The sequence below is a fragment of the Pseudomonas sp. WS 5412 genome (assembly GCF_012985615.1).
Taxonomy (GTDB): Bacteria; Pseudomonadota; Gammaproteobacteria; order Pseudomonadales; family Pseudomonadaceae; genus Aquipseudomonas; species Aquipseudomonas shahriarae.
On record NZ_JAARMB010000014.1, the window covers coordinates 12,721 to 28,807 of the forward strand.

Sequence of the window (16,087 nt, forward strand, 5' to 3'; positions counted from 1 at the left end):
CGGTTATTTGACCCGGCTCTTGCCGGGTCTTTTTTTGCCCGGGTTTTATGAACCCGGCACATCGCTGCAGCCACGACGAACCTCAGCGGGCAATGACCAATGGATGACCTAGTTCAGGATGGGGCTGCACCAGAACATCCAGGCCAAACACGGCCTTGAGCAATTCCGGGCGCAATACCTGCGCCGGCGTACCCAGGGCATGGGGGCGGCCGTTTTCCAGCAGCAGAATGCGGTCACAGTAGCGCGCCGCCAGGTTCAGGTCGTGGAGGATCACCAGCACAGCCGCGCCACGATCAGCAAAGCTGCGGATCGCCTGTAAGGTGGTGTGCTGGTGCAGCGGGTCGAGCATCGACGTCGGTTCGTCCAGCAATAATGTCTGCCCCGCCTCGCCCGGCCAGAGCTGCGCCAGCACTCGCGCCAGGTGCACACGCTGGCGCTCGCCGCCAGACAAGGCCAGGTAACTGCGCCCGCTCAAGTGGCTCACGTCAGCGGCCTGCAAGGCGGCGTCGATGATTTCAGCGTCGCGCGCCCGACCGGTCTGATGGGGCAGTCGTCCCATGCCCACCACTTCCTCGACGCGAAACGCGAAATCCAGGGTCGACACCTGGGGCAGCACCGCCAGCCGCTGGGCCCGTTGCGCACCCTGCCAATCCTTGAGTTCGCGGTCATCCAGCCAGACCTGGCCTTCATCCGCCTGCAACTGCGCGCACAACGCGCCCAGCAACGTACTTTTGCCGGCGCCATTGGGGCCGAGCACACCCAGGACTTCACTGGGCTTCAGGTCCAGGGTCACGTCGGTCAATACGGTTTTGCGACCGCGGCGGATCTGCAGGTTTTCCACTCGCAGCATCAGGCGCGCCCTCGCAACAGCAGGTAAAGAAAAAACGGCGCGCCAATAAAGGCGGTAACAATGCCAATGGGCAACTCAGCGGGCGCCAGGGCCAGGCGGGCCACCAGGTCGGCGAATAACAACAGGCTCGCCCCCGCCAGCACCGAGGCCGGCAGCAGCACGCGATGATCCGGCCCCGCCAGCAGGCGCACCAGATGCGGCACCACCAGCCCGACAAAACCGATCAGTCCGGCAGCGGCGACTGCTGCGCCAACCCCCAGGGCCGTGCAAAACACCAGCTCACGTTTGAGCCCTTCGACATTGATCCCCAGATGACTGGCTTCCGACTCCCCGAGGAGCAAGGCATTGAGCGCCTTGGCCCGGCGCGGCAGCCATAGCGCCACCCCGGCACTGACCAGCAGCAACGGCCACAGCCGCGAGTAACTGGCGCCATTGAGGCTGCCGAGGTTCCAGAACGTCAGGGTGCGCAAGGTGGCGTCATCCGCCAGGTAAGTGAACAGCCCCACCGCCGAGGCCGCCAGGGCGGTCAGGGCGATACCGGCCAACAGCATGGTTGCGACATTGGTCTGGCCATCACGCCGCCCCAGGCGATAGACCAGCGCCGTCACGCCCAAGCCACCGAGGAATGCACACAGCGACAGCAGATACGGCCCCACCGCATCCGGCAGGCCACCAAAGGCCGCGCCGCCGACGATAGCCACCGCCGCCCCGAGCGCGGCGCCACTGGACACACCAACCAGCCCCGGGTCGGCCAAGGGGTTGCGAAACAACCCCTGCATGGCCACCCCCGACAGCGCCAGCACCCCGCCGACCGCCAACCCCAACAAGGTGCGCGGCAAACGGATCTGCCCCAGAATCAACTCCGCCTGCTCCAACCCCTGAGCCTCCAGGGGCACGCCAAGCAAGCGTAACGCGGCGCGCAATGTGTCGAGCAACGGCAGGCTGACCGGCCCCAAAGCCAAGGACAGCCAGATCGCCAATACACACAACAGGCTCAGGCCTATAAACAGGGCGCGTGGTTTAACCAGAGTGGTCATGGGGCGGCTTGGGTTTTAGCGGGGTAGAACCCGGCGGACAAGGCTTGCAGGCTGGCCGGCAACCGCGGGCCCAGGCCCCCGACCAACAAGGTGGGGTCCAACTCAACGACCCGACCGGTCTTGGCCGCCGAGGTGTTCGCCAGAATCGGATTTTCCTTGAACAAGGCTGCGCGGGCCGCCTCGCCACTCAGGGCACGGTCGGAGAACACCAGCACTTCAGGGCTCAGCCCCGCCAGGGACTCCACCGAAAACGGCTTGTACCCGGTGTGCGTCGCCAGATTGCGCCCACCGGCTTGTTGCAGTACCCAATCGGCGGCGGTGTCCTTGCCGGCGATCAATGGCTTGCCGCCAGCATGCCCGAGCACCAACAGCACGCCTGGGGCCTTTTGCCGGGTTTGCGCCTGGGTCACGGCGTTTTTTTGCAGGTTTAGTTGCTGTTGATACGTACTGAACAGTGCCATGGCCCGATCTTCAGCCCCCAGCAACGCGCCCAAATGTTGCAGGTTGCCTTGCAGGGTCGACAGGTCCGGCTGTGCGGAGAACAGCTCCACTTGCACCCCGGCATTGCGAATCTGCGCCAGCACCGGGGGCGGTCCCATTTCCTCAGTGCCCACCAGGATTTGCGGGCGCAGGCTCAAGATCCCTTCGGCCGACAGCTGGCGCTGGTAACCGATACTGGGTAATGCCTTGAGCGATTGTGGGTGCTGGCTAGTGGTGTCGACGCCCACCAGCTTTGACTCGCCCCCCAGGGCCACCACCCACTCCGACAACGCCCCGCCGGCGCTGACCCAGCGTTGTGGCGGTTCAGCGGCTTGCGCCACGTGGTTAACCAGCAGTCCGACAACAAGCGCAATAGCGCTGGTACTCAGGCGCATAAAAGGGTTTCCTTCCAGGGGGTGGAGCCAGTCATGCGACCGTCTGAGCACGCAGTCAGCTAACAGGCGAAGCCGGCATTTGATAATTGTTTGCATTTGAACGTCAAGCACCGGGCTCACCCGCAAACCCCGGATCACTCTACAGCCCTTGACCCGCACCACCTGAGAACGCTTATGAAGTTTCTATGCCCCTCCCACGAACTGGCACCCGACAGCAGCCGCGGCTTCGATATCGACGGCCGCAAGCTGTTTGCCGTGCGCCGCGAAGGCCGGGTGTATTTCTATATCAACCGCTGCCCTCATCGCGGCGTTCCGCTGGAATGGCAGCCGGACCGCTTTCTCGATCCCAGCGCGAGCATGATCCAATGCGCCACCCACGGCGCGTTGTTTCTGATCGAAAACGGTGAGTGCGTGGCCGGCCCGTGCGCGGGCCAAAGCCTCAGCCCCCTGCCCGGCCGCGAAGACGCACAGGGGTTGTGGGTGCAACTCTAGTCGTTGAGCAACACCGTCAATGGCCGATCAATATAGATTTGCTGCGCCCCCACCTGCACGCCGTACGCCAGGACTTCCACCCCGGCAGCTTTGGCTTCACGCAGTGCCGCCGCGTAGCCCGCGTCGATTTCCTCGGCCGGCCTTACGCTGTCGATGCCCGACAGGTTCACACAGTACAACTGCACCGCCCGCACGCCGCTGCGGGCCAAATGCGCCAATTCGCGCAAATGCTTGGCCCCACGCTGAGTCACCGCATCGGGAAACGCCGCGACAGAGGTGCCGTCAAACCCCAGGGTGACACTTTTGACTTCGACATAGGCCGCGCCGTCGGGATAGTCCAGGCGAAAGTCGATGCGGCTTTTTTCCTGGCCATACGGCACTTCACGCTTTAGTCCGGTAAAGCCATTGAGCTCGGTGATCACCCCGGCATGCAGCGCTTCTTCGACCAACGGGTTGGCACGCGCGGTGTTGACGCACGCCAGGCGACCCTGGGGCGTTTCAGCGATTTCCCAGGTGCCCGGCAGCTTGCGCTTGGGGTCGTTGGAGCGGCTGAACCAGACTTGTCCGCCCTCGACCATGCAGTTGAACATCGAGCCCGTGTTCGGGCAGTGAATGGTGAGCAACTCGCCGGTAGCGGTTTCGATATCGGCCAGAAAACGCTTGTAGCGGCGAATCAGCCGACCTTCTTCGAGGGGAGGATGAAAGCGCATCAGCCTTGCCAGCTCCGCAAACCACGGGCAATCCGCTCCACCGCTTCCTGTAGTCGATCGAGATTTTGCGTGTAGGCAAAACGCACATGATGCCCCGCCTGGAAGCGACCGAAATCCAACCCGGGCGTGAATGCCACGTGCTCGGTTTCAAGAAAATGCCGGCAAAATGCAAAGGCATCGCCACCAAAGGCGCTGATATCGGCATACAGGTAAAACGCCCCTTCAGGCTCGACCGCAATACCAAAACCCAACTCGCGCAAGGCCGGTAGCAAAAAGTCTCGCCGGCGACCGAATTCGGCCCGTCGCTCTTCAAGGATCGCCAGAGTCTGCGGGGTAAAGCAGGCCAATGCCGCATGCTGGGCCATGCTCGGCGCGCTGATGTACAGGTTCTGCGCCAGCTTCTCCAGTTCGCCCACGGCTGCGGGGGGTGCCACCAGCCAGCCCAGACGCCAGCCAGTCATGCCGAAATACTTCGAAAAACTGTTTAAGACAAACGCCTCGTCATCCACCTCCAGCACGCTGGCCGCGTCAGTGCCGTAGGTCAGGCCGTGATAGATCTCATCCACTACCAGGTGGCCGTTGCGGGCCTTGATCGCGCTGGACAGGCCCGCCAGTTCATCACGGGTCAGGATGGTCCCGGTCGGGTTAGCCGGCGAGGCGACCAAGGCCCCCACGCTGTCCTGGTCCCAGTAGCGCTCCACCAGATCGGCAGTCAGTTGGTACCGCACCTCGGGGCCGACCGGCACCAGTTGCGCCGCACCCTCCACCAAGCGCAGGAAATGCCGGTTGCAGGGGTAGCCCGGGTCCGCGAGTAGCCAATGCTTGCCGGGGTCCACCAGCAGGCTACTGGCCAGGAGCAAGGCCCCGGAGCCGCCCGGGGTGATCAGGATGCGCTCGGGGTCGATACTCAAGCCATAACGCTGCTGGTAGAAACCACTGATGGCCTCGCGCAGTTCCGGCAAGCCACGGGCGGCGGTGTAGCGGGTTTTGCCGTTGGCCAGCGCGGCTTGGCCGGCCTGGATGATCGGTTCGGCGGTGGTGAAGTCCGGCTCGCCGATTTCCAAATGAATCACATCATGGCCTGCGGCCTGTAGCTCATTGGCCCGCGCCAGTAACGCCATGACATGAAAAGGTTCGATAGCTCGACTGCGAGCACTGTAGGGCTGAGCCATTAGCCTTCCTTAACAATGAGGACAAAATCGGGATTCTACCGAACCCGCGAGGTAAAACATGCTCTATTGCCTGCCTGGCCCAGGGCAATGAGCCGGGCAAGCACCTGCAAAACGACTAAAATCAACATTCGAGACAATGTATACCCAGCCATTGCCGGTCGCAGCAGTTTGCAACCCCGGCACGACGGGCCTCGACAACCGGGAGTGGCGCACCCCGAAGCTATCTGGTAAGTTCGCCCGCTTGCAGCCGCAGGGCCGGCAGGTGTCGGTGATGTTGCAATCCTGCGCAATGGATTAGAAGAGTGAGAGGCGGTCTATTCATGTCCACCCAAGCAAAGCAACAGCAGACTCAAGGTCTCGGCGGCTTCGAACCTTACGTAGAAAAGAAGGGCGAGGAATACATGGGCGAGCCCATGCGCGAGCACTTCACCAAGATCCTGAACAAGTGGAAACAGGACTTGATGCAGGAGGTCGATCGTACCGTTGGCCATATGAAGGACGAAGCAGCCAACTTTCCTGACCCGGCAGACCGTGCCAGCCAGGAAGAAGAATTTGCCCTGGAATTGCGTGCGCGCGATCGCGAGCGCAAGTTGATCAAGAAGATCGACAAGACGCTGCAACTGATCAAGGACGAAGAATACGGCTGGTGCGAATCCTGTGGCATCGAGATCGGTATTCGTCGCCTGGAAGCCCGTCCTACCGCAGACATGTGTGTGGACTGCAAGAACCTTGCAGAAATCAAGGAAAAACAGGTCGGCAAGTAATCCCTGCCGGGCCGAACAAATGGGGCGTGCAAACGCCCCATTTTTGTTTCTGGGGTTTGGCGGTTTTCCAGTAATATCCAGGCCATGACAGCCTCTCCTTATATCGGGCGTTTCGCCCCCACCCCCAGCGGCCATTTGCACTTCGGCTCCCTGGTTGCAGCCCTCGCTTCCTATCTCGACGCCCGCGCCAATCAAGGCCGCTGGCTGATGCGCATGGAAGACCTGGACCCTCCCCGTGAAGAGCCCGGCGCCCAGGCGGCGATCCTGCATGCTCTGGAAAGCTATGGTTTTGAATGGGACGGGGAACTGGTCCGACAAAGCGAGCGGCATGATGCCTACGCCAAAGTCCTGAACGACATGTTCAACCATGGCCTGGCCTACGCCTGCACCTGCTCACGCAAGCAACTGGAACCGTATAACGGCATTTACCCGGGCCTGTGCCGCAACGCCGGCCACGCTCAGCAGGATGCCGCCATTCGCCTACGGGTTCCCGAACTGGAATACCATTTCACCGACCGTGTACAAGGCCAATTCCGACAACACTTGGGCCGCGATGTAGGCGATTTCGTCATCCGCCGCCGCGACGGCCTGTATGCCTACCAACTGGCGGTGGTGCTCGACGATGCCTGGCAAGGTGTCACCGATATCGTGCGCGGCGCCGACCTGCTGGACTCCACGCCGCGCCAGCTGTACCTGCAAGAACTGCTGGGCCTGCGCCAGCCGCGCTACCTGCATGTACCGCTGATCATCCAGCCGGACGGTAACAAGCTGGGTAAATCCTACCGCTCGCCACCGCTAACGCCCGACCAGGCCACACCTCTGCTACTCAGGGCCCTGCGCGCCCTCGGCCAGCAGCCGGGGGATGAGCTGCTCCACGCCAGCCCACAGGAACTGCTGGGTTGGGGCATCCGGCACTGGGATGCCACCCGGATCCCGCGCACACTGACCCTGGCCGAAGCGCAATTGCACTGAAGACGCTTGCAGCCTGCCAACCATCCGTTAACATCGCCGCAGTTTTTCAATCAGAGGCCAACATGTACATCTATCGATTGGTCCTGCTGCTGGTCGTCGGGATCTACCTGTTTTCTCCCGCCATCATGGACTGGTGGATCGACGCCACGGGCGCCTGGTATCGCCCCTATCTGCTGTGGTTGATCCTGATCGTCGTGACTTTCATCCTGCAGAGCCAAAAAGATGCCGATGAGCTTTAGCCTGACCCAGATGCTGCTGATCAGCGCCGCCTACCTGGCCGCGCTGTTCGGGGTGGCCTGGATCAGTGAGCGTGGGATGATCCCGCGGGCGATCATTCGCCACCCGCTGACCTACACCTTGTCCCTGGGCGTCTATGCCAGCGCTTGGGCGTTCTATGGCACGGTGGGCCTGGCCTACCAATATGGCTATGGGTTTCTTTCCAGCTACCTCGGGGTATCCGGGGCCTTCCTGCTGGCGCCGGTGCTGCTGTACCCGATCCTGAAAATCACCCGCACCTACCAGTTGTCGTCGCTGGCCGACCTGTTTGCCTTCCGCTTTCGCAGCACCTGGGCCGGCGCGCTGACCACGATCTTCATGCTGATCGGCGTGCTGCCGCTGCTGGCCCTGCAGATACAAGCAGTGGCCGATTCCATCGGTATTCTTACCCACGAGCCGGTGCAACATCGGGTGGCCCTGAGCTTTTGTGCGCTGATCACCCTGTTCACGATTTTTTTCGGCTCGCGGCATATCGCCACCCGGGAAAAACACGAAGGCCTGGTGTTTGCGATTGCCTTCGAGTCGGTGATCAAGCTGATCGCCATCGGTGGCGTGGGCTTGTACGCGCTGTACGGGGTGTTCGACGGCCCGCAACAACTTGAGCTGTGGCTGCTGCAAAACCAGACCGCCCTCGCCGCCCTGCACACGCCGCTGCAGGAAGGCCCCTGGCGCACGTTGCTGCTGGTGTTCTTTGCCTCGGCCATCGTCATGCCGCACATGTACCACATGACCTTCACCGAGAACCTCAACCCGCGTTCGCTGGTCAGCGCCAGCTGGGGCCTGCCCCTGTTCCTGTTGCTGATGAGCCTGGCGGTGCCGCTGATCCTCTGGGCCGGGCTGAAACTGGGGGCCACCACCAACCCGGAATACTTCACCCTCGGCATCGGCATCGCCGCCAACAGTAAATCCCTGGCGCTGCTGGCCTATGTCGGTGGGTTATCGGCGGCCAGTGGCTTGATTATCGTCACCACCCTGGCGCTGTCGGGCATGGCCCTCAACCACCTGGTGCTGCCGCTGTACCAGCCGCCCGCCGAAGGCAATATCTACCGCTGGCTGAAATGGACACGCCGCGCGCTGATCGTGGCCATCATCATGGCCGGCTATGGCTTCTACCTGCTGATGGCGGCCGAGCAAGACCTGGCCAACCTCGGCATTGTGGCCTTCGTCGCCACCTTGCAGTTCCTGCCGGGGGTGTTGTCGGTGCTGTACTGGCCAACCGCCAATCGGCGTGGGTTTATCGCCGGGCTGCTGGCGGGGATCCTGGTGTGGCTGGTGACCATGCTGTTACCACTGGTCGGCAACCTGCAGGGTTTCTACATCCCGCTGCTGAACATGATCTACGTGCTGGATGACACCAGTTGGCACATGGCAGCCATCGCCTCGCTGGCGGCCAACGTACTGATGTTCACCCTGATCTCCCTGTTCACCAACGCCAGCCCCGAAGAAACCAGCGCCGCCGAAGCCTGCGCGGTGGATAACGTACGCCGCCCGCAACGCCGCGAACTGCATGCCGCCTCGCCCCAGGAATTCGCCACACAACTGGCCAAGCCCCTGGGCGCCAAGGCTGCACAAAAGGAAGTGGAACAGGCACTGCGCGATCTGTACCTGCCTTTCGACGAGCGCCGCCCCTATGCCCTGCGCCGCCTGCGCGACCGCATCGAGGCCAACCTGTCCGGGTTGATGGGCCCCAGCGTGTCCCAGGACATGGTCGAGACCTTCCTGCCCTACAAGGCCGGCGGCGAAAACTATGTAACTGAAGATATCCACTTTATCGAGAGCCGGCTGGAAGACTACCACTCACGCCTCACCGGCCTTGCCGCCGAACTTGATGCCCTGCGCCGCTACCACCGCCAGACCCTGCAGGAACTGCCCATGGGCGTGTGCTCCCTGGCCAAGGACCAGGAGATCCTGATGTGGAACAAGGCCATGGAAGAGCTGACCGGCATCGCCGCCCAGCGCGTGGTCGGCTCGCGCCTGACCACCATCGGCGATCCCTGGCGAGAGTTGCTGCAGGGCTTTATCAACCTGCCAGACGAACACTTGCACAAACAGCACCTGGCCCTGGATGGCCAGACCCGCTGGCTGAACCTGCACAAAGCGGCCATCGACGAACCCCTGGCCCCAGGCAACAGTGGCTTGGTATTGCTGGTCGAAGACCTCACTGAAACCCAGATGCTCGAAGACAAGCTGGTGCATTCCGAGCGCCTGGCCAGTATCGGGCGCCTGGCGGCAGGCGTGGCCCACGAGATCGGCAATCCGATCACCGGTATCGCGTGCCTGGCGCAGAACCTGCGCGAGGAGCGCGAAGAAGACGACGAAATCACCGAAATCAGCGGGCAGATCCTCGAGCAGACCAAACGCGTCTCGCGCATCGTGCAATCGCTGATGAGCTTCGCCCATGCCGGCGGCCACCAGAATCACGATGAAGCGGTGTGCCTGGCTGAAGTCGCCCAGGATGCTATTGGGCTGCTGGCCTTGAACCGGCGTAATTTCGAAGTACAGTTCTATAACTTGTGCGATCCGGAACACTGGGTGGTCGGCGACTCACAACGCCTGGCCCAGGTGCTGATCAACCTGCTGTCCAATGCCCGCGACGCGACACCCGCCGGCAGTGCGGTAAGGGTCAAGAGCGAGGCTTACGAGCACACGGTAGACCTGATCGTCGAAGACGAAGGCAGCGGTATTCCACAGAACATCATGGACCGATTGTTCGAACCCTTCTTCACCACCAAGGATCCTGGTGAAGGTACCGGTCTGGGCCTTGCACTGGTCTATTCCATCGTTGAAGAGCATTATGGACAAATCACCATCGACAGCCCGGCTGACACCGAAAGCCAACGCGGCACCCGTATTCGGGTGACCTTGCCGCGTCATGTCGAAGCGACGTCCGCTGTGAACTGAGACCGTCGAGAGAATTGAATCAATGCCGCACATTTTGATCGTCGAAGACGAAACCATTATCCGCTCTGCCTTGCGTCGCCTGCTTGAACGTAATCAGTACCAGGTCAGCGAAGCCGGCTCGGTGCAGGAAGCCCAAGAGCGTTTCAGCATTCCCACATTCGACCTGATTGTCAGTGACCTGCGCCTGCCTGGCGCGCCCGGTACCGAACTGATCAAGCTGGGCCAGGGCACGCCGGTGCTGATCATGACCAGCTATGCCAGCCTGCGCTCGGCCGTAGACTCCATGAAGATGGGCGCGGTGGACTACATCGCCAAGCCCTTCGACCACGACGAAATGCTCCAGGCCGTGGCGCGCATCCTGCGTGACCGCCAGTCGACCAACAGTGCCCCGGCGGAACGGCCGGCCGGCAAGACCGCCAGCGAAAAACCCGGGGTCGACAACAGCAATGGCGAAATCGGCATCATCGGCTCCTGCCCGCCCATGCAGGATCTGTACGTCAAGATCCGCAAGGTTGCGCCCACGGACTCCAATGTCCTGATCCAGGGCGAGTCCGGCACCGGCAAAGAGCTGGTGGCCCGCGCCCTGCACAACCTGTCCAAGCGCGCCAAGGCCCCGATGATCTCGGTGAACTGCGCGGCAATCCCCGAATCCTTGATCGAATCCGAACTGTTCGGCCACGAGAAAGGTGCCTTTACCGGCGCCAGCGCCGGACGCGCCGGCCTGGTGGAAGCGGCGGACGGCGGCACGCTGTTCCTCGACGAAATCGGTGAGCTGCCCCTGGAAGCCCAGGCACGCCTGCTGCGCGTATTGCAGGAAGGCGAGATTCGCCGGGTCGGCTCGGTACAGTCACAAAAAGTCGATGTGCGTCTGATCGCCGCGACTCACCGGGACCTGAAGAGCCTGGCGAAAATCGGCCAGTTCCGCGAAGACCTGTATTACCGCCTGCACGTAATCGCCCTCAAGCTGCCGGCCCTGCGCGAACGCGGTGCCGACGTCAACGAGATTGCCAATGCATTCCTGTTGCGCCAGAGCGCGCGCGTCAACCGTACCGACCTGACGTTTGCGGCCGACGCCGAGCAAGCTATCCGCCACTATTCGTGGCCAGGTAACGTGCGCGAGCTGGAAAACGCCGTGGAGCGGGCTGTGATTCTTTCGGAGAGCCCGCAGATCTCCGCCGAGCTGCTGGGCATTGATATCGAACTGAGTGACCTGGACGATGACGACTTCATTGGCCTGGCACCACAACAGGGCGGCAGTAACACCAGCCATGAGCCTACGGAAGACTTGTCCCTGGAAGACTACTTCCAGCACTTCGTCCTGGAGCACCAGGACCATATGACCGAGACCGAACTGGCGCGCAAACTTGGCGTCAGCCGCAAGTGCCTGTGGGAACGGCGCCAGCGCCTGGGCATTCCACGGCGCAAGACCGGGGTTGCCAGCGAAAGCTGAGGTCAACTCACATTGGGTAACACCCCAAACGTGAAAAAACTGTTACCTCAGATATTCACGTAACAAAAAGCCGGGGCTTACGGTAACGAAGCCCCGGCTTTTTTTCGTCCTCCAAACACCCAAAACCCGGCCAACCCCCTGATTTTGCTGGGGCTCGCAAAAGTTGGCACGCACCCTGCTATATGCTTAGTACAAGAACAATAAAAAGCACCGTACACACACAATAAAAATAAGACGAATCGACTCACGCACAATAAAAACAACACGGCGGAGGCGCAGCTAACTGATTCTTTTGGAGAGGCGTTGCATTTGGGGCTTGCCCCGCAACCAGGCCGAGAACAACAAAAACTGCCCTAAGGCAGAGCCTGAACTGGTTGGATCATTGATCATCGCAACACAGCGACCAAAGCAATCCGTTTGCTCTTGACTCCCGATTGGGAGTGTCATGAAGGTCAAATCTCATGGCGAGGGCGATCAACAAAAACAAGAAGCCCGAAACCAATAATAAAAATAGAGCACGCAACTACTTTCTGGGGGAGCTTCGGCTCCCCTTGTAGTTTCTGTGATTTGAGCGCCACACCGGCTTATTTAAGCATCTGGCTCAACGCTTGCAGCTAGTTCCTACACCATCCCCTGACTAAATGCTAGAATCCCGGCCCATCATGCGGTCATTCTTCGTTATGGCCGAACATTCCTTCAAACAGTGCATCCCATGCTGAAGAAGTTGTTCCAGTCATTCCGTTCCCCCTTGCGTCGTACGCAACACATTCGCAGCACGCCTGAAGTGCTCAACAGCAATCAACATTCGCTGCAGCGCGCCCAGTTCAGCCGTTATGCGGTGAACATCGTCGAACGCCTGCAGAACGCTGGCTACCAGGCCTACCTGGTCGGTGGTTGTGTGCGCGACATGTTGCTCAACATCACTCCCAAGGATTTCGACGTCGCCACCAGCGCCACGCCTGAACAAGTGCGCGCCGAGTTTCGCAACGCGCGGATCATCGGTCGGCGCTTCAAGTTGGTGCATATCCACTTTGGTCGCGAGATCATCGAGGTCGCCACCTTCCGAGCAGGCCACCCGCAAAACGATGAAGAGGAAGACAGCAACCAGTCTTCCCGCAACGAAAGCGGACGCATCCTGCGGGACAATGTGTACGGCACCCTGGAAGAAGACGCGCAACGCCGCGACTTCACCATCAATGCCCTCTATTACGATCCGGTCAGCGAGCGCATCCTCGATTACGCCAACGGCGTACACGATATTCGCAACCACCTGATCCGCCTGATCGGCGACCCTACGCAGCGCTACCAGGAAGACCCGGTGCGCATGCTGCGGGCCGTGCGCTTTGCCGCCAAGCTGAACTTCGGCATCGAGAAACATACGGCCGCGCCGATTCGCGAGCTGGCGCCGATGCTGCGGGAAATCCCTTCGGCACGCCTGTTCGAGGAAGTGCTCAAGCTGTTCCTTTCCGGGCATGCCGCCGACACCTTCGAAATGCTGGTGGACCTGCAGTTGTTCGACCCACTGTTCCCGGCCAGCGCCGATGCACTGGAGCACAACCCCACGTACACCCACACGCTGATCAGTGAAGCGTTGATCAACACTGACCTGCGGATCAAACAGAACAAACCGGTGACCCCGGCGTTCCTGTTTGCCGCCCTGCTCTGGCCGGCACTGCCCGCCCGCGTGCTGCGCCTGCAGAACCGTGGCATGCCGCCGATTCCAGCGATGCAGGAAGCGGCGCACGAGTTGATCGCCGAGCAATGCCAGCGCATCGCAATCCCCAAGCGTTTCACCATGCCGATCCGCGAGATCTGGGACATGCAGGAACGCCTGCCACGGCGCAGTGGCAAACGTGCCGACCTGCTGCTGGACAACCCGCGCTTCCGTGCCGGCTATGACTTCCTGCTGCTGCGTGAAAGCGCCGGCGAGCAGACTGATGGCCTGGGCGAATGGTGGACCGACTACCAGGACGCCAATGACAGCGAACGTCGCGAGATGATTCGTGAACTGAGCAGCAAAGGCGAACCCACTGGCGACGGCCCGAAAAAGCGCCGCCGTAGCAGCGGTAGCAAACGCAAGCGCAGTGCCGCCGATACCTCTGGCGAATAAGCACCGTGGAGCGTATCTACATCGGTATGGGCAGCAACCTCGCTGCCCCGCAACAGCAATTGCGCAACGCCATCGAGGCGTTGGCGCAGTTGCCGAACACCACATTCGTCGGTGTTTCTGCCTTCTACCAAAGTGATTCCCTGCTTCCCGGCCAGCCCCGCTATACCAATGCGGTGGCGGAGCTGGACAGTACCCTCGCGCCACTGGAACTGCTGGATGCGCTGCAAGCCATCGAGAACGACCAGGGCCGCGAACGCCTTGAGCGCTGGGGCCCGCGCACCCTGGACCTGGATATCCTGCTGTTTGGCGATCGCCTGATTGATGAGCCGCGCCTCAAGGTGCCTCATTACCAGATGCATCTAAGGGCTTTTGTGTTGTATCCACTTGCCGAACTGGCACCGGCCACTTTGCAACTGCCTGACGGCCGCCTACTCAGTGATCTGCTCGATCAATGCCCATTCGTCGGCCTGGAACGCCTGCCTCCTGCTTGACTCAACCCCTGTAGGCGCTGGCCGAACACGCCTTTTACCTGCTGAATCGCATCAGTAACAGCGGTAACACCCCGCTCGTAACAATGCGGTAACACATCCAATTGACTTCCAGAGTCCTCCTCACGACTATAGGCGTCCCGCTGCCGCCAACCCGGCGCTGAAGGGCGCAATCCAGGCCTTATAAGCACTGCTCTGAAGAAAGTGCGCCTGTATAAACGAAGACTCACGCGCGTTACTCGCTGTTTCCAAGCGCCTGAACGAGGACCCTTTTCATGCCAGACATTACCCTGACCACCTTGCAGAGCCTCAAACTCAAGGGTGAAAAAATCACCATGCTGACCTGCTATGACGCCACGTTCGCCCAAGCTTGCTGCCAGGCCGGGGTCGAGGTGTTATTGGTGGGCGACTCCCTGGGCATGGTTCTTCAAGGGAATGACAGCACCCTCCCGGTCACCACCGATGAACTCGCCTACCACACCGCCAGCGTCAAGCGCGGTAACGAAGGCGCGTTTATCATCGCCGACCTGCCGTTCATGGCTTATGCAACGCTTGAGCAGACCTTCCAGAACGCCGGCAAGCTGATGCAGGCCGGGGCACATATGATCAAGATCGAAGGTGCCTTGTGGCTTGCCGAGTCGATCCGTTTGCTGGCCGAACGCGGCGTTCCGGTATGCGCACACATGGGCCTCACGCCACAGTCCGTCAATATCCTGGGTGGCTACAAGGTCCAGGGCCGTAATGAAGCCCAAGCCCGGCAGATGCGGGCCGACGCCATCGCCCTGGAGCAGGCCGGCGCTGCAATGATTGTGCTCGAGTGCGTGCCTAGCGAACTGGCGGAAGAAATCACCCAGGCGGTGAAAATCCCGGTGATCGGCATTGGCGCCGGCAGCGCGACCGACGGCCAGGTCCTGGTGCTGCACGACATGCTCGGCCTGAACCTCACCGGCCGCGCCCCCAAATTCGTGAAGAACTTCATGACCGGCCAGGACAACATCCAGGCCGCGCTGAGCGCCTACGTGGCTGAAGTCAAAGCCGTTACCTTCCCTGGCCTCGAACACGGATTCTCTGCATGAACACCGTAAAAACCCTGCGCGAACTGCGGGCCGCCGTCACTCACGCGCGTAACGCCGGCAAGCGCATTGGCTTCGTGCCGACCATGGGCAACCTGCATGCCGGCCACGCTACGCTGGTGACGCGCGCCGCCGAACAAGCCGACTTCGTGGTGGCGAGCATTTTCGTCAACCCGCTGCAGTTTGGCGCCGGTGAAGACCTGGACAAGTACCCGCGCACTCTGGCCGCCGACCAGGAAAAGCTGCTGGTGGCGGGCTGCAACCTGCTGTTCGCCCCCACCGTCGACGAGATGTACCCCGACGGCATGACGGTGCAGACCCGGGTCAGCGTGCCGCAACTGTCCGAAGGCCTGTGCGGCGCCAGCCGCCCGGGTCACTTCGAGGGCGTGGCGACGGTGGTGAGCAAACTGTTCAACATGGTCCAGCCCGACCTGGCGGTGTTCGGGCAAAAGGACTACCAGCAACTGGCGGTGATCCGCGCCATGGTGCGCGACCTGAACATGCCGATCCAGATCATTGGCGAGCCCACCGTGCGCGCCGAGGACGGCCTGGCGCTGTCCTCGCGCAACGGTTACCTGACTGAAGAACAGCGCGCCATCGCCCCGGTGCTGTACCGCAGCCTCCGTCATATCGCCGCCGCCATTGAAAACGGCGACCGCGACTTCGCCAAGCTGCGGGCCGAGCAGGTCCAGCACATCGAGGCCGCCGGCCTGCGCATGGACTACCTGGAAGTTTGCCAGGGCCAGCACCTGCGTCCGGCAACCGCCGAGGATCGTGATGTGGTGATCCTGGTCGCCGCGTACCTGGGCGCGACCCGGCTGATCGACAACCTGCACCTCAACCTCAGCGCTTAAGCCTGGCAATCTCCCCATGTGGGAGCGGGCTTGCCCGCGATGGCGGACGGTCAGTCGATGTAT

At 61.6% G+C, this 16,087-nt stretch carries 15 protein-coding genes; 10 read left to right on the forward strand and 5 right to left on the reverse strand.

Annotation, left to right across the window (positions count from 1 at the left end; translation table 11 throughout):
- Positions 1-82: 82 nt before the first annotated feature.
- The 3 genes from HBR94_RS18285 to HBR94_RS18295 are packed head-to-tail and all read right to left on the reverse strand — an operon-like array spanning position 83 to position 2,762.
- The gene (locus HBR94_RS18285) at positions 83-850 is read right to left on the reverse strand and encodes a heme ABC transporter ATP-binding protein (RefSeq protein WP_057440153.1); all 768 of its coding nucleotides are present in this window, start codon (positions 848-850) and stop codon (positions 83-85) included.
- Complete coding sequence (locus HBR94_RS18290) at positions 850-1,887, reverse strand: iron ABC transporter permease (RefSeq protein WP_057440154.1); 1,038 nt, start codon at positions 1,885-1,887, stop codon at positions 850-852. The genes HBR94_RS18285 and HBR94_RS18290 overlap by 1 nt, the downstream gene beginning before the upstream one ends.
- Positions 1,884-2,762 (reverse strand): ABC transporter substrate-binding protein, encoded by an 879-nt coding sequence (locus tag HBR94_RS18295; RefSeq protein ID WP_170045324.1) that lies wholly within the window; start codon positions 2,760-2,762, stop codon positions 1,884-1,886. The genes HBR94_RS18290 and HBR94_RS18295 overlap by 4 nt, the downstream gene beginning before the upstream one ends.
- Positions 2,763-2,936: 174 nt before the next feature.
- On the opposite strand from HBR94_RS18295, the gene HBR94_RS18300 reads away from it, so the two are divergent.
- Positions 2,937-3,254, forward strand: a complete 318-nt coding sequence (locus HBR94_RS18300) for a Rieske (2Fe-2S) protein (RefSeq protein WP_057960643.1) — start codon at positions 2,937-2,939, stop codon at positions 3,252-3,254.
- Here the strand turns inward: HBR94_RS18300 and sfsA are convergent.
- Together sfsA and HBR94_RS18310 are read right to left on the reverse strand one after the other, a co-directional pair.
- Positions 3,251-3,964, reverse strand: a complete 714-nt coding sequence (sfsA, locus tag HBR94_RS18305) for a DNA/RNA nuclease SfsA (RefSeq protein ID WP_057440157.1) — start codon at positions 3,962-3,964, stop codon at positions 3,251-3,253. The genes HBR94_RS18300 and sfsA overlap by 4 nt on opposite strands.
- Positions 3,964-5,136, reverse strand: a complete 1,173-nt coding sequence (locus HBR94_RS18310; RefSeq protein WP_057960645.1) for a pyridoxal phosphate-dependent aminotransferase — start codon at positions 5,134-5,136, stop codon at positions 3,964-3,966. Before HBR94_RS18310 ends, sfsA begins: the two co-directional genes overlap by 1 nt.
- A gap of 320 nt (positions 5,137-5,456) precedes the next feature.
- Here HBR94_RS18310 and dksA point away from each other — a divergent pair, with 320 nt between their 5' ends.
- The 9 genes from dksA (at position 5,457) to panC (ending at position 16,024) form a co-directional block, all read left to right on the forward strand.
- On the forward strand, positions 5,457-5,900 hold the full coding sequence (dksA, locus tag HBR94_RS18315) for an RNA polymerase-binding protein DksA (protein WP_057440158.1): 444 nt from the start codon (positions 5,457-5,459) through the stop codon (positions 5,898-5,900).
- An 84-nt stretch (positions 5,901-5,984) separates the two neighbouring features.
- Positions 5,985-6,872, forward strand: a complete 888-nt coding sequence (gene gluQRS / locus HBR94_RS18320) for a tRNA glutamyl-Q(34) synthetase GluQRS (protein WP_057960646.1) — start codon at positions 5,985-5,987, stop codon at positions 6,870-6,872.
- A gap of 62 nt (positions 6,873-6,934) precedes the next feature.
- Positions 6,935-7,111, forward strand: coding sequence for a hypothetical protein (locus HBR94_RS18325; protein WP_003176118.1), 177 nt, complete (start codon positions 6,935-6,937; stop codon positions 7,109-7,111).
- Positions 7,095-10,049, forward strand: a complete 2,955-nt coding sequence (locus HBR94_RS18330) for a sensor histidine kinase (RefSeq protein ID WP_170045325.1) — start codon at positions 7,095-7,097, stop codon at positions 10,047-10,049. The genes HBR94_RS18325 and HBR94_RS18330 overlap by 17 nt, the downstream gene beginning before the upstream one ends.
- Positions 10,050-10,071: 22 nt before the next feature.
- Positions 10,072-11,499, forward strand: a complete 1,428-nt coding sequence (locus HBR94_RS18335; protein WP_170045326.1) for a sigma-54 dependent transcriptional regulator — start codon at positions 10,072-10,074, stop codon at positions 11,497-11,499.
- Positions 11,500-12,211: 712 nt separating this feature from the next.
- Positions 12,212-13,609 carry a polynucleotide adenylyltransferase PcnB gene (locus tag HBR94_RS18340; protein WP_057960649.1) on the forward strand — a complete coding sequence of 466 codons (1,398 nt, stop codon included), beginning with the start codon at positions 12,212-12,214 and terminating at the stop codon, positions 13,607-13,609.
- A 5-nt stretch (positions 13,610-13,614) separates the two neighbouring features.
- The gene (gene folK / locus HBR94_RS18345) at positions 13,615-14,100 is read left to right on the forward strand and encodes a 2-amino-4-hydroxy-6-hydroxymethyldihydropteridine diphosphokinase (RefSeq protein WP_170045327.1); all 486 of its coding nucleotides are present in this window, start codon (positions 13,615-13,617) and stop codon (positions 14,098-14,100) included.
- 272 nt (positions 14,101-14,372) lie between these two features.
- Positions 14,373-15,173, forward strand: coding sequence for a 3-methyl-2-oxobutanoate hydroxymethyltransferase (panB, locus tag HBR94_RS18350; RefSeq protein WP_115127386.1), 801 nt, complete (start codon positions 14,373-14,375; stop codon positions 15,171-15,173).
- The gene (gene panC, locus HBR94_RS18355) at positions 15,170-16,024 is read left to right on the forward strand and encodes a pantoate--beta-alanine ligase (RefSeq protein WP_115127385.1); all 855 of its coding nucleotides are present in this window, start codon (positions 15,170-15,172) and stop codon (positions 16,022-16,024) included. The genes panB and panC overlap by 4 nt, the downstream gene beginning before the upstream one ends.
- Positions 16,025-16,087 lie beyond the last annotated feature (63 nt).